The sequence below is a fragment of the Schumannella soli genome (assembly GCF_006517435.1).
In the GTDB taxonomy this organism is placed as follows: domain Bacteria; phylum Actinomycetota; class Actinomycetes; order Actinomycetales; family Microbacteriaceae; genus Schumannella; species Schumannella soli.
In genome coordinates this window covers 51223-65190 of the sequence record NZ_VHQG01000003.1, presented here as the reverse complement: position 1 = coordinate 65190, position 13968 = coordinate 51223, and the positions used below count along the sequence as shown (strand labels likewise).

At 69.3% G+C, this 13968-nt stretch carries 9 protein-coding genes and 1 tRNA gene; 7 read left to right on the top strand and 3 right to left on the bottom strand.

The annotated features are described in order from the left end of the window. Positions 1 to 64: 64 nt before the first annotated feature. Genes FJ657_RS12585 through FJ657_RS12570 form a run of 4 tightly spaced genes read left to right on the top strand, consistent with a single transcriptional unit; the run spans position 65 to position 4409 of the window. Entirely contained in the window at positions 65 to 1405 is a 1341-nt protein-coding gene (locus FJ657_RS12585) for an ABC transporter substrate-binding protein (protein ID WP_141164076.1), read from the top strand. A 57-nt stretch (positions 1406 to 1462) separates the two neighbouring features. Next, entirely contained in the window at positions 1463 to 2404 is a 942-nt protein-coding gene (locus FJ657_RS12580; RefSeq protein WP_141164075.1) for a carbohydrate ABC transporter permease, read from the top strand. Beyond that, positions 2401 to 3312, top strand: coding sequence for a carbohydrate ABC transporter permease (locus tag FJ657_RS12575; protein WP_141164074.1), 912 nt, complete (start codon positions 2401 to 2403; stop codon positions 3310 to 3312). Before FJ657_RS12580 ends, FJ657_RS12575 begins: the two co-directional genes overlap by 4 nt. A gap of 38 nt (positions 3313 to 3350) precedes the next feature. Beyond that, a complete protein-coding gene (locus FJ657_RS12570; RefSeq protein WP_219995926.1) occupies positions 3351 to 4409 on the top strand; it encodes a LacI family DNA-binding transcriptional regulator in 1059 nt (352 codons plus the stop codon). Between the two features lie 60 nt (positions 4410 to 4469). On the opposite strand, the gene FJ657_RS12565 is transcribed toward FJ657_RS12570, so the two are convergent. Beyond that, positions 4470 to 5261 carry an alpha/beta fold hydrolase gene (locus FJ657_RS12565; RefSeq protein ID WP_141164073.1) on the bottom strand — a complete coding sequence of 264 codons (792 nt, stop codon included), beginning with the start codon at positions 5259 to 5261 and terminating at the stop codon, positions 4470 to 4472. 247 nt (positions 5262 to 5508) lie between these two features. On the opposite strand from FJ657_RS12565, the gene FJ657_RS12560 reads away from it, so the two are divergent. Beyond that, positions 5509 to 5581 (top strand) — tRNA-Glu (locus FJ657_RS12560). A 146-nt stretch (positions 5582 to 5727) separates the two neighbouring features. Here the strand turns inward: FJ657_RS12560 and FJ657_RS12555 are convergent. Then, entirely contained in the window at positions 5728 to 6531 is an 804-nt protein-coding gene (locus tag FJ657_RS12555) for a TIGR00645 family protein (RefSeq protein WP_181408971.1), read from the bottom strand. A gap of 231 nt (positions 6532 to 6762) precedes the next feature. Between FJ657_RS12555 and FJ657_RS12550 the strand changes: the two genes are divergently transcribed. Further along, positions 6763 to 7776 carry a TerC family protein gene (locus tag FJ657_RS12550; RefSeq protein ID WP_141164072.1) on the top strand — a complete coding sequence of 338 codons (1014 nt, stop codon included), beginning with the start codon at positions 6763 to 6765 and terminating at the stop codon, positions 7774 to 7776. A 26-nt stretch (positions 7777 to 7802) separates the two neighbouring features. On the opposite strand, the gene FJ657_RS12545 is transcribed toward FJ657_RS12550, so the two are convergent. After that, positions 7803 to 8435, bottom strand: a complete 633-nt coding sequence (locus FJ657_RS12545) for a DUF2087 domain-containing protein (protein ID WP_141164071.1) — start codon at positions 8433 to 8435, stop codon at positions 7803 to 7805. A 230-nt stretch (positions 8436 to 8665) separates the two neighbouring features. On the opposite strand from FJ657_RS12545, the gene FJ657_RS12540 reads away from it, so the two are divergent. Continuing rightward, a complete protein-coding gene (locus tag FJ657_RS12540; protein ID WP_141164070.1) occupies positions 8666 to 13891 on the top strand; it encodes an Ig-like domain-containing protein in 5226 nt (1741 codons plus the stop codon). Positions 13892 to 13968 lie beyond the last annotated feature (77 nt).

Sequence of the window (13968 nt, the reverse complement as noted above, 5' to 3'; positions counted from 1 at the left end):
GATACTCGCCGAAGACCGACTCCCCACCGGTGCTGCAATCCGATCAGAGAGGATCTCGATAGCAATGACCTCCCACTTCTCCCGACCGAGGCGCTGGGCCGCTCGCGCGGGTGCGCTGGCCCTCGGCGCGGCGCTCGCCGCCGGCACCCTCGCCGGCTGCTCGACCTCCTCCGGCGACGACGCCGGCTCGAAGACCATCACCGTCTGGGGCTGGGGCGACCCGGTCAAGGGCATGAAGGCGGCCGTGCCCGCCTTCGAGAAGAAGCACGCCGGCGTCACCGTCAAGGTGCAGGACGTCGGCAACCCCGCCATCTGGGACAAGGTGACGACCGGCATGGCCGCCGGCGGCAGCGGCCTCCCCGACGTGATCGACGTCGGCGCCGACTATATGAGCAACTACCTCGAGACCTTCCCCGACGGCTTCGCCGATCTCACCCCGCTCGGCGCCGACAAGCTCGAGAAGAACTTCCCCACCGGACTCTGGGGCGGGGCGCAGAAGGCCGACGGCCACCAGTACGGCATCCCCTTCGAGGTCAACACGAGCCTGATCTTCTACCGCACCGACCTGTTCCAGCAGGCGGGCGTCGACCCGGCATCCATCGACACCTGGGATCAGATGCTCGACGCCGGCAAGAAGATCAAGGCCGCAACAGGCGCCGACCTCTTCGCCGTCGACAAGGCGGCCACCCAGGCCGACGCGGCGAACTTCTGGCAGATGCTCGCCCGGCAGAGCGAGTCGTTCTTCTTCGACAAGAAGGGCGACATCGACTTCACCAGCAAAGGCAGCGTCGATGCGCTCGAGTTCATGAAGAAGGCCAACGACGCCGGACTCATCGCCGACGTGCCGCAGAGCCAGGGCACCACCTCGCAGGCCAAGGGCGAGACCCCGGTCGCGCTGCTGCCGCTCGCTTCGTGGGCTGTCAGCACCTTCGCCAACGACGCCCCTGACATGAAGGGCAAGTGGGCCGTGCGCACGCCCCCGGCGACCGATGCCGGCGGGCTGACCGCGGCCTCCGCGGGCGGCACCTACCTCGCCGTCACGAAGGCCAGCAAGAACCAGCAGCTCGCCTACGACTTCGTCGAGTTCTCGATGGCCACCCTCGAAGGGCAGCAGCTGGTCTACGACGGCGGTCACCTGTTCCCGAGCTTCAAGCCGATGTGGGAGACCGACGCCTTCAAGGCTGACAACGACTACTTCGGCATCAACACCAACGACCTGGTGATGACCGCGCTGAACCAGAAGACGCCGCCGGACTACTACACGAAGGACTACGCGAAGGCCCTCAAGGCCTACGACGACGCGCAGACCCAGGTGCTCGTCAGCGGCGCCGACCCGAAGAAGGCGCTCGCCGACGCCGCCGAGCTGCTCGCCGGGCAGACCGGCCGCAAGATCGCGAAGGGCTGAACCGTCGGTGCGGATGCGGGCCCCGGCTCGCATCCGCACCCTGGCATCCGAGAAGACATGACCACACTCACCACCACGTCCGGCAGCGCCGCCGCGACGCGAGCACCGGCCGCCGCGCCGGCGCCTCGCCGCCGACGCACCCTGCGCGGGCGGCACATCCCGTACCTGTTCCTGTTGCCGGTGATCCTGCTGTTCGTCGGCTTCAAGGCCTACCCGGTGCTCTACGCGCTCGTGCTGAGCTTCACGAGCAACAAGGGCGGCGTCGACACCTTCGTCGGCTTCGACAACTTCGCGCGCGTGTTCTCCGACCCGCTGTTCGGGCGGGCGCTGCTCAACACGGTGCAGATCCTGGTGATCCAGGTGCCGGTGATGCTCGTCATCGCGGTGCTGCTCGCCGTGGCTTTCAACTCGAAGCTGCTCAAAGCCCGCGCGTTCCTGCGCGTCGCCTACTTCGTGCCGATCGTCATGGGGCTCGTCGCCTACGGCATCCTGTTCTCGGCGCTGCTCAGCTACAACGACGGCTTCCTGAACTTCCTCCTCACCTCGGTCGGGCTGCCGCGGGTGCCGTGGCTGGCCGACCCGAACTGGGCGAAGGTGTCGATCATCCTGGCGCTCACCTGGCACTACACGGGCAACAACGCCGTCATCTACCTGGCGCAGCTGCAGTCCATCCCCGAAGAGCTCTACGAGGCGGCGGCGATGGACGGCGCGAACCGCCGCCAGCAGTTCTGGAACGTGACGCTGCCCGGATTGCGCCCCGCGCTCGTGCTCACCGTCATCCTGTCGACGATCGGCACCCTGCAGCTCTTCGACGAGCCCTACGTGCTCACCGGCGGCGGCCCCGACAACGCGACCCTCACGATCGGCATGTACCTCTACAACAACGCCTTCAAGTACTTCGACTTCGGCTACGCCTCGGCGATCGGCTACGTGCTCACCGCGATCGTGGCGGTGCTGTCGGTCGTGCAGCTCCTCGTGCTGCGACGGAGGGCGTCATGAGCGCCGCCGTCACGAGCACCGCGAGAGCGCAAGCCGTCGCGAAGGAGCGGCTGCGTGCCCTCGCCGCCCGGCGCAAGCCGACCTCGCCTGGCGACCGCGCGCTCAGCATCGTGCTCACCACGGTGATCGCACTCGGCGCCGTCGTGATGATCGCGCCGTTCATCTGGCTGTTCGTCGCGACGACGCACACGACATCCGACATCTTCAGCTCGCCGCCGGCGCTGCTGCCCGGGCCGGAGTTCTGGAACAATCTGAAGGGTCTGCTCGACTCGGTGAAGTTCGGGGATGCGATCCGCAACTCCGTCGTCGTGTCGCTGCTGTTCACCTTCTTCGGCCTGATCATCTGCAGTGCCGCCGGCTACGCCTTCGCGAAGTTCACCTTCCGCGGCCGTGACCTCATGTTCGGCCTGCTGATCGCCTCCTTGGCGCTGCCCGGCCAGGTCACGCTCGTGCCGCTGTTCAAGATCATGGTCCAGCTCGGCTGGCTCGACTCCTACCAGGCGCTGATCCTGCCCGACCTGGCGATGCCCTTCGGCATCTTCCTCATGCGGCAGGCGATGCAGGCGGTTCCCGACGAGCCGCTGCAGGCCGGTCGCATCGACGGCGCGGGGGAGTTCCGCATCTTCTTCCGTCTCGTGCTGCCGATCATGCGGCCGTCGCTCGCCGCTCTGGCGATCTTCCTGTTCCTCGCGCGCTGGAACGACTTCGTCTACCCGCTGATCATCCAGCGCAATCCGGAGTCGTACACGCTGCCCGTCGCGCTGGCGACCCTGCGTGGAATCGGCACGACCGACTACGGCCAGCTGCTCACCGGCACGTTCATCTCGATCCTGCCGGTGCTGGCCATGTTCCTCTTCCTGCAGCGCCACTTCGTGGCCGGCCTGCTCGGCGGATCCGTCAAGCAGTAGCGGATGTGTAGGTTTCTGCGAGAGAAGACGGGAACGCGATGGTGATGCAGCAGGCGGGCGCCGAGCCGGCCCCGCGACGGAAGGGCTCCCGCACGCCCGTCGGGTCGACGAGCCTCGCGCACATCGCCCAGCTCGCTGAGGTCAGCGAGGCGACGGTCAGCCGTGTGCTCAACCGCAAGTACGGCGTCTCGGCGGCGACGCGGGCGGCGGTCGAGGACGCGCTGCGACAGGTCGGCTACGAGCGTCCGATGGGCAACGAGCTCGTGCTCATGATCACGCCGAACCTGCGCAACCCGATCTTCGCGCTGCAGGCCGATCGCATCGAGAACGAGCTCAGCCCGCACGGACTCAAGTCGATCATCTGCCAGGTGTACCCGGGCACGCCGCAGGAGCGCGACTACGTCGAGGCGCTCATCGACTCGGGTGTCGCCGCGATCGTCTTCCTGTCGGCGAGCAACACGCTGACCAAGGCCGACCACCGCGTGGTGCAGCTGATCGAGTCGCGTGGCACCCCGTATGTGAGCATCAACGGCGGATTCCCCGAGACGGATGCTCCGGTCGTCTCCACCGACGACTGGCGCGCGGCCGAGCTCGCGGTCGGGCACCTGCACGACCTCGGGCATCGCCGCATCGGGATGCTGGCGGGGCCGGTCGACAACATCCCCGCCGATCGCCGCGTCGACGGCTTCATCCAGGCGATGGAGCGCCGCGGCATCGACGACGCCGACGACTTGGTGGTGCGCAAGCACTTCAACGTCGAAGACGGCCAGCAGGCGACCGCCGCGCTCATCGCGCAGGGCGTGACCGGCATCGTCGCCTCGAGCGACGAGATGGCGCTGGGCGGCTATCGCGCGGCCGAACGGGCGGGCCTGCGGGTGCCGCAGGATCTCTCGATCGTCGGCTACGACGACTCGCCGATGCTCGACTTCACGGCCCCGCCGCTCACGACGGTGCGGCAGCAGACCGATCGGATCGCCGAGAACGTGGGTCGCATCGTCACGGCGCTCATCTCGAAGCGCGCCGTCGGCACCGAGGAGATCCTCATCGACCCCGAGCTGCGTCTGCGCGGCTCGACGGCGCCGCCGCCCCGCGCCTGAACGTCCGGACCGTTCGACGAACGGGCCACACGTCAGGCCCGGAAACAGTGGGTTCCGGGTTCAGCTCGCGTGCATCGCCGCGACGAGGTCGGCGGCGGCCTCGGGGTCGAGGCGGTGGTGCAGCATGCGGGGCTCGATCACGAGGCGGTGCTGAGGCAGCAGGGTCGCCAGGCGGTCGGCCGCGGTGATGAGCACCGGGAAGGTCTGCTCGCCGCGCAGGATCGCGACCGGGGCGTCGACGGCGAGCATCGCCGGCGTCGGGACCGCGAAGTCGCGGGTGATCGTCGCGTCGTAGACGGTCGACTGGGCGAGCGGCAGCAGCGACGCCCACATCGGAGACTGGCGGAACTGCTCGATCGCCTCCGCGGGCAGGCCGACGCCCTCGAGCTGGAACAGGGCGACCGCGTCGCCGTTCTCGCCGGCATCCACCAGAGCCTGCAGACGGTCGGGCAGGTCGGCGGCGAAGGGGTTCTCGAAGAGGAACGGCGGCTCCGACAGCACGAGCTGCTCGATCGGGGCGCCGAGCGACGCGGCGACGAGTGACAGGATCGCGCCCGACGAGTGACCGACGACCGATGCGCGGCCGCCGAGGTGGTCGATGACGGCGACCAGATCCTCGGCCTCGCGCTCGGGGGAGTAGGGAGCGGTGTCGCCGCTGCCGCCGCGGGCTCGACGGTCGAGCGTCGCGACGCGGAAGCCGCGGCCGGCGATGGCGGCGGCGACCTCGGCGCCGTCCTCACCGCGCGAGAGCGCGCCGCCGACGAGCACGAGAGGGATGCCGTCGCCGCGGGTCCGCACCGCGATCGGGGTGCCGTCAGCCGAGATGACGGTGGTCGTGTCGTCGTCGCTCATGCGTCCATGACAGCACCGACAGCCGACAGGGGGAAGGGGCTTCGGCATCCCTCGTCCGTAGCGGCTGCACGGCGAGCGCCGCCGGCGGCGCACCCGCCCCCGGCGGGGTCGAGTCGACCGGCGAACGGGGCGCGAATCCCCGGAAAACCGGGGCTGAACGCCGCGCGACACGCCGAAGGGCGCCGACGGCCCCGCTCGATTTGGAAGCCCGTCGGCGGCTGTGTCATACTCATCCAGTTGTCGTGACGGCCCCATCGTATAGTGGCCTAGTACGCCGCCCTCTCACGGCGGTAACGCGGGTTCGAATCCCGCTGGGGTCACGAGCAAAAGCCCTCGGTTCGCAAGAGCCGGGGGCTTTCTTCTTGCGCGGATGGGTGCATCCCGCTGACGACGAAGGCCCCGCCTGGAGTGATCCGGTGCGGGGCCTTCCTGTCGTCGCGGCGGCGCGGGCCGACGAGGACCGCGGTCAGTGCGTGGGACGCTCCGGGCTCGACGCGCTGGCACCTGCCGCCCCGCCGAGAGCAGCACCTGCCGGACCTCCGAGCGCGGCGCCGGTGGCGGCCCCCACCGCGGCGCCGGCGACCGGGGCCGGGCCGGGCACCGAGATCGTGCCTCCGTCGGCGGTCGGGATGGAGTGCTTCAGCGACCAGCGGTCGATGAGGGCGAGCGCGACCGCCGAGAGGATGAAGGTCAGGTGGATCACGACCTGCCAGAAGACGCCCTCGCTCGTGTAGGTCTCGCCGGTCACGTTGTTCTCGGCGGTGGTCGAGTTCTTCGCACCGAGATCGCCGACCTCGATGAAGGTCTTCAGCAGGTGGATCGACGAGATGCCGATGATGGCCATCGCCAGCTTGACCTTGAGCACGTTCGCGTTGACGTGCGACAGCCACTCGGGCTGATCCGGGTGCCCGTCGAGGTCGATGCGCGAGACGAAGGTCTCGTAGCCGCCGATGATGACCATGATCAGCAGGTTCGCGATCATGACGACGTCGATGAGGCCGAGCACGCCGAGCATCACCGTCGCCTCTTCGATCTCGATGCCGTGCTCGCCAGGGTGGGTCACATCGTGGATGACCTGCGCACCCAGGTGCCACAGTTCGAACATGAACACGATGACGTAGATCAGCTGGGCGATGATCAGGCCGATGTAGAGCGGAGCCTGCAGCCAGCGGCTGAAGAAGATGAAGTACCCGATCGCCGTCGCGCCGCGTCCGCGGGCGGCGGGCGGGACGGAGTACGACGGGTTGTCGGCAGGGCGCGGCGAAGTCATGGGGATCTGGTCTCCTGGCTGGGTCGGCGAGGCCACTAGACTAGGGCGCGCGAGAGGGAGTATCCCGCTAATCCGTTTCCGTCAGGACGGGCGCCGATGACGTCGCCCCGGAACCGGACGCCGCACATCCACCATCGACAGCCGCAGGGCCGTCGCGGGCGGGAGCGGCGGGGAGAGACTTTCGGCCCTCTGCCGTACCCCGGCACCGACCGAAACCCCTTCGGAGTCTGAATGACCCTCGCCCTGCCCTTCGCCTTCGAGATCGGCACGTACATCGTGCTGCTGCTGATCCTGACGGCCGACGTGGTCATCGCGTTCAAGCGCCCGCACGTCCCCTCGACCCGCGAGTCGGCGCTGTGGATCGGCTTCTACGTGCTGCTCGCCCTGATCTTCGCCGGGCTCATGCTCGTGCTGGGAGATGCGGAGCACGCGGGCCAGTTCGTGGCCGGCTGGCTGACCGAGTACAGCCTGTCGATCGACAACCTGTTCGTCTTCCTGCTGATCATGGCCCAGTTCAAGGTGCCCAGGAAGTATCAGCAGGAGCTGCTGATGGTGGGCATCATCATCGCGCTCGTGCTGCGCGGCCTCTTCATCGTCATCGGCGCCGCGGTGATCGAGCAGTGGAGCTGGATCTTCTACATCTTCGGCGCGTTCCTGCTCTATACGGCCGCGAACCAGGCGTTCACGAACCACGACGACGAGGCGCAGACCGAGAACCGCCTCATCCGCTTCCTGCGCAAGCGCATCGCCATCACCGACGACTTCGAGGGCGCGAAGCTGCGCACCACGGTCGACGGCCGCCGCTTCTTCACGCCGGTGCTGATCGTGCTCATCGCCCTCGGCACGACCGACCTGGTGTTCGCGCTCGACTCGATCCCGGCGATCTTCGGCATCACGCAGAGCCCGTTCATCGTGTTCACGGCGAACGTGTTCGCGCTGATGGGTCTGCGCCAGCTCTACTTCCTGCTCGGCGACCTGGTCGAGAAGCTCGTCTACCTGAAGTACGGGATCGCGTTCATCCTCGCGTTCATCGGTGTGAAGCTCGTGCTGCACGCGATGCACGAGAACGAGCTGCCGTTCATCAACGGCGGGCACGGCATCGACTGGGCGCCCGAGATCCCCACCTTCGTGTCGCTCGGCGTGATCGTCGCGTCGATGGCGGTGGCGGTGATCGCGAGTGTGGTCAAGCTGCGGATGGATGCGCGAGATCGAGCCGACATCGGGAAGCCTCCTCGCGTCCGCTGAGGGGTGATCCTGCTGCGGTTGCTCGGTCAGTCGTGGTCGCTCGCGGCGTGATGTGCCTGCTCGGATGGCTCGGCTCTCTCCTCCGCCTCGGCGTCGATTCGCCGTCCGCGGGGTCGACTCGTCAACCGGTAGCCGGAGCCGGATGACTGACGCGCCACCAAGCCGTAGTCGACGAGGTACCGGCGAAGCACAGCGACGTCCGAGAAGGGCAAGAGGCGCGTGTTGACCGCAGCCTCGTCCAGGGTCTCTTCCGGGACGAACGCCTTCTCGGCGACGATCTCGAGGAGCTCACCTCGAACATCGAGATTCGCCGGGTAGGTCGTTATCCGACCATCCTGGCCGAAGAACCGTTCGACGCCGACGGGCTGAGGTCGCGCGGCGTTGTCGATGATGCGTCGGAAAACGGACTCGTTCGGGGCTACGTTCTCATCCTCCCCGGCGACGAGATCGGCTCGCCGCAGGGCTGAGAGCACCCGACGTCGCCGTCCAGCTGGGAGGTTATCGAGCGCGGGGCTGCTCTGATGAACGACGAGCTCCGCGAAGACCCGACGGGCGTCGTCGTTGGCCAGCGCGGCGATGACTGATCGCCATGCGTTCTCATCGGGCGTCGTCGGCTGATCCACTATCCACTCCGTCTTCCCGTTCTTCGCTGACTTCATTCTCGTACTCGGCGGCTATTCGGCGTGACGGCGCCAGCACCGCGACGGCGAGGTAGAGCACGCCTTCATGGGAGCCTCCCTTCCATAATCGTGGTGTGCTCATATTTTCGATTGCGCGAGGGATAGTCGAATCGGTATAGCCCCGATCGGGGGGCAGAAGTCATGTGGCACCGGATGGCGATCTACACTGACCCCGGCTCCGCGCGCGGCGGGCCGGAGCGGAGGCGGGCGTGGGGGCGCTGAGTCGGCTCGCGGCACGGCCGAAGGCGCTCGCGTCGGGCACGGCGATCGCCGTCGTCGGCGGGGCTCTGCTGGCTCTCGCGGTCGCGCATCCCGGCTACCCGCTCAGCGACGTCGACCTGACGACGAAGGATGTCTGGGTCACGAACTCCGAGAAGGCGCTCGGCGGCCGGCTGAATCGTCAGATCGACGAGCTGACGGGGGCGGTCAACGCCGCCTCGGGCGATCTGGACGTGTTCCAGGACGGCGAGACCGCGTTCATCCAGGACCGCTCGGGCGGCACCCTCGCCAAGGTCGACCGGGCCTATCTCGAGTTCGGCGACGAGGTGACGCTGCCGAAGGGCGCGCAGGTCTCGTACGGCAAGGACGCGCTGAGCATCCTGCGTCCCGATGACGGCGCGCTCTGGACCGTCAGCACGCAGACGAATCTGTCCTTCGACGCCGCGAAGGACCGCCCGCTGCTGAAGCTCGGCCGGGGCGCCGCCGCGGTCGTGGCGGCGAGCGGCACGGTGTTCGCGGTCAGTCCCGGGAAGGGACTACTCTATACGGTGTCGCCGGGCTCGGCGCCGGTGTCGGCGAAGATCCCGAAGCTCGGCGGCGATGCCGAGGTGCAGATCACCGCGGTCGGCGACGTGCCCGTCGTGCTCGACGTCGGCGGCAAGCGGCTGATCCGGGCCGACGGCTCGAGCGTGAAGCTCAGTGGCACGCCGCTGAAGCTGCAGCAGACGGGAGCCGAGGCGGATGCCGCCCTCGTGGCGACCGCCGACCGCCTGCTCAGCGTGCCGCTCAGCGGCGACGCGAAGCCCTCCACGATCGGGAAGCCCCGCACGACCGAGACGACGGACCCCAACCGGATCGCCGCTCCGGTGCGCCTCGCCGGCTGCGCCCACGCGGCGTGGGCGACGGCGGGCAGCTACCTGCTCGCCTGCGATGGTCAGGCGGCGCAGGACTTCGACATCCCCGACGCCTCGCGCTCCGCGCAGCTCGTGTTCCGCGTCAACCGCGACGTCATCGTGCTCAACGACACGAACTCGGGCGACGTGTGGGTGCCGAAGCAGACCCTGCGCCTGGTCGACAACTGGGATGAGGTGACCCCGCCCGACGACACCGACGCCCCGGAGGGCGACGAGAAGAGCGCGACCCAGTCGTTCGAGGACACGCTCGCCGAGCGCACCGACGTGAACCGTCCGCCGATCGCCCGCGACGACGCCTTCGGGGTGCGGCCGGGGTCGACGACGATCCTGCCGGTGCTGAACAACGACACCGATCCCGACGGCGACGTGCTGACGATCACGAACGTGACCGACGGCTGGGCCGCGCTCGGCACGCTCGACGAGATCGACGGCTCGCGCGCGCTGCAGTTCACGCCGAACGCCGGCGCGAGCGGCGCCTTCTCGTTCCGCTACACGGTCGACGACGGCCGCCCGGGCGGCGTCGCGCAGGCCAACGTGCAGGTGCAGATCGTTCCGCCCGAGGTGAACAACCCGCCGGTCGCGCAGCGCCAGGCGTCGGTCGCGGTCGAGCAGGGGCAGAGCATCGGCTACAACGTGCTCGCCGACTGGATCGACCCCGACGGCGACGACCTGTTCCTCGACAACGCGCAGTCGCGCGGCGGGGATGCAGTGCGCTTCTCCGCCGACGGCACGGTCACCTTCCGCAACACCTCGCAGCAGGTGGGGGAGAAGCAGGTCGACTTCACCGTCTCGGACGGCACGGCCACCGCATCCGGAACCCTCACCATCGACGTGAAGCCCGCCGGTCAGCTGAAACCGGTGGGCACGCCCGACTTCTACCAGACCTTCGCCGGCGAGCGGTCGTCGTTCGCCCCGCTCGAGAACGACTCCTCGCCGAGTGGCGCCCCGCTCAAGCTGGTCTCGATCGAGCCGCTGACCGACGGCATCCAGGCCGGTGCCAACACCGACCTCGGCACGATCGACGTCACCTCGCCCGGCCCCGGCGCCTACTACCTGCAGTACACGCTCGCGGCCGGCTCGGTCACCTCGATCGGGCTGATCCGGGTGGATGTGCGCGAGGCCGCCGACAAGCCGCTGCCGCCGATCGCGGTCAAGGACACGGTCTACCTGCGCGGCGCCGAGACCGGTACGGTCAAGCCGCTGAACAACGACGTGTCGCCGAGCGGCCGGGTGATCGGCGTGCAGAGCGTCGAGATCCCCGACGACGAGGCCTTCCTCAGCGTCGAGGTGGTCTCGAACACCGAGCTGCGGGTGACGTCGAGCCAGGTGCTGAAGACGCCGGCCGAGTTCCGGTACACGATCTCCGACGGCGTCGGCAGCTCGACCGCGACGGTCTCCGTGCTGCCCGTGCAGCCGCTCGTGAACCACCAGGCGCCGATCGCCGTCCACGACCAGGCGACCGTGCGCGCGGGCGATGTGGCGAGCGTGGATGTGCTGGCGAACGACAGCCACCCCGACGGCGTTCCGCTGCGGCTGCGCCCCGACCTCGTCGAGCAGCCCACCGCGGGGCTCGCCTTCGTGTCGAGCGGCCGCGTGCGCTTCCAGGCCCCGGATGCGCCGGGCGCCTACTCGGTCGTCTACACCGTCGGCGACGACTACGGACAGCAGGCCACCGCCCGGCTGACCTTCACCGTCACGGCCGACTCGGCCAAGGGCGACCGGGCTCCGGTGCCGCAGCCGATCGTGGCGCGCGTCTTCGCCGGGTCGGACGTCACCATCCAGGTCCCCCTCGACGGCATCGACCCCGACGGCGACTCTGTGCAGCTCGTCGACTTCCCGGTCGCGCCGGCGAACGGGCTCATCAAGCACGACGCGGGAGCCTTCACTTACACGGCGTTCCCCGACAAGCCGGGCACCGACTCCTTCACCTACGAGGTCGTCGACAGCTACGGCGTCAGCGCGACGGGCACCATCAAGATCGGCGTGCTGCCGCGCCCGGCGCAGGTCATGCAGCCGGTCGCGGTCAACGACGAGACGGCGATGCGTCCGGGGCGCACGGCGACCGTGCCGGTGCTCGCGAACGACTCCGACCCCAACGGCTACCGGCTGACCGTCAACGACAAGCTCACCGTGCCGGCCGGGGTGAAGGCCGAGGTCGTCTCCGGCCAGGTGCAGGTGACGGCGCCGCAGAAGGAGCAGGCCTTCGTCGTCGGCTACACGATCACCAACGAGCACGGCGGCGTCGACACCGCGACCCTCGCCGTGACCGTGACGAAGGACGCGCCGCTGCAGCCGCCGACCGCGATCGACCACACGATCGACCAGAAGGACCTCGGCGACGACGGAACCCTCGCCGTCGACGCCCGCGCCGGCGCCACGAACCCCGGGGGAGCACTGCGCGACCTCGCGGTCGCCGTGACCGGACCCAACAGGTCGGCCGCGACCGTGCTCGACGACGGAACCGTGCGCGTCGGGGCCGGCGCGAAGCGCACGGTCGTCGCCTACACGCTGACGAACGAGATCGACGACCTCACCGCGACGGCGTTCCTCATCGTGCCCCCGGCGCCGAAGGCCGGCTTCGACCTGCCCTGCAAGATCCGGCCCGACCTGGCGAAGCAGATCGTGCGGGTGGATGAGACGAAGACGTACAAGGTGAAGGACCTCGTCGTCTGCCCCTCGGGTCGCGACCCCATCCTCACCGGCGCGAAGAACGTCTCGGCGACCCGCAGCAGCGGGGCCTCGCCCTACGTCGACGCGGCGACGCTGCGCTTCACGCCGGAGAAGGGGTACCGCGGCCCCGCCACGCTGAACTTCGAGGTGACCGACGGCGCGAGCGCCGCCGACCCGAAGGGCAACGTGAAGGCCCTGACCCTGCCGATCACCGTGGGCGACCCCGGGTTCAAGGACAAGGCGCCGACCTTCAGCTCGCCGAGCCTCAAGGTCGAGGCGGGCACCACGCTCGACTTCGATCTGCACACCGCCACCGCGCACGAGAACCCGCAGGTCGTGCAGGCGACGACGTTCACCGACCTGGCCGGCGGCACCGCGCAGGTGCAGCCGAGCCTGAGCGGATCGGTTCTGCACCTGACCGCCCCGCGCAAGGCGAAGATCGGCAGCACGGCGCGGATCACGTTCACGCTCGTCTACGACGACTTCCGGGTGAAGGGCAGCGTGCTCGCGACCGTCGTCTCGTCGACCCTGCCGCTTGCGCGCACGATCGACGACCACGACTTCGTCGCCCGCGGCAAGTCCGCCACGATCGACGTCACCGCGAACGACACGAACCCCTTCGCCGACGAGCCGCTGAAGGTCGTCGACGCGAAGCTCGAGAACCCGAACTCGGGCGCGAAGGTCTCGCACACCGCATCCACCGTCACGATCACCGCGGGCGCGAGCTTCATCGGCGACGCGGTCGTCGCCTACACGGTGCAGGATGCGACCGACGACAGCACCCGGCAGGTCACCGGACGCGCGACCGCGACGATCTGGGATCGGCCCGAGGCCCCGGCGCGCCCGTCGGCGACCGCGGACGACGGCAGCGCCACCGTGGTGCACCAGGGCAGCGCCCAGACGAACGGCACCTCGATCACGGGCTACACCGTGCGCAGCAGCGGCGGCCAGAGCCGCGAGTGCGCGGCGGGCGCCCAGTGCGTCGTCACCGGGCTGCAGAACGGCACCTCCTACAGCTTCACGGTCGTCGCCCACGCGGTCGTGCCGGGCTCGTCGATCACGACCGACAGCTCGGCGTCGACTGCCAGCGTCGCGGTCACGCCGTACGGCGTGCCCGCCGCCCCGACCGGGGTGACGATGTCGAACAGCGGCTACGCGCCGTCGACGGTCAGGATCGCCTGGGGCGCCAGCTCGAGCAGCGGCGGCGGCACCGTGCGCTACGAGTGGGAGGTCAACGGCTCCGGCGGCACGATCACCGGCACCTCGGCCAGTCGCGGCGGACAGGGCGCGGGCAGCTACTCCGGGCGGGTGCGCGCCTGCAACAGCGGCGACAAGTGCAGCGCCTGGGCGGCCTCCGGAGCGCCGACCGTCGTCCAGAACGAGCCGCCGCCCCCGCCCCTGCCGAACGCGACGACGCGCACGACCTGCGGCATCCACGTCGCGAACTTCAACGCCTACAACAACGACTGCGTCTCGATCGCGGCCGGAACCCGCATCCAGTTCCAGTGCCGTGGTCAGCAGAACGGCAAGCAGTACGCGCTGTCGACGATCACCGGCTACGGCGAGCAGCTGATGATCCTGCAGGACGACACCGACTACCCGGCCGCCTACCGCAGCGGGCACAACTGCTGAGCGCCGCCCGGATGCCGCGGGGCCGCGCTCGCCGCATCGCCCGCGTGGATACCGGAGCCCCGCTCGTGGATACTGGA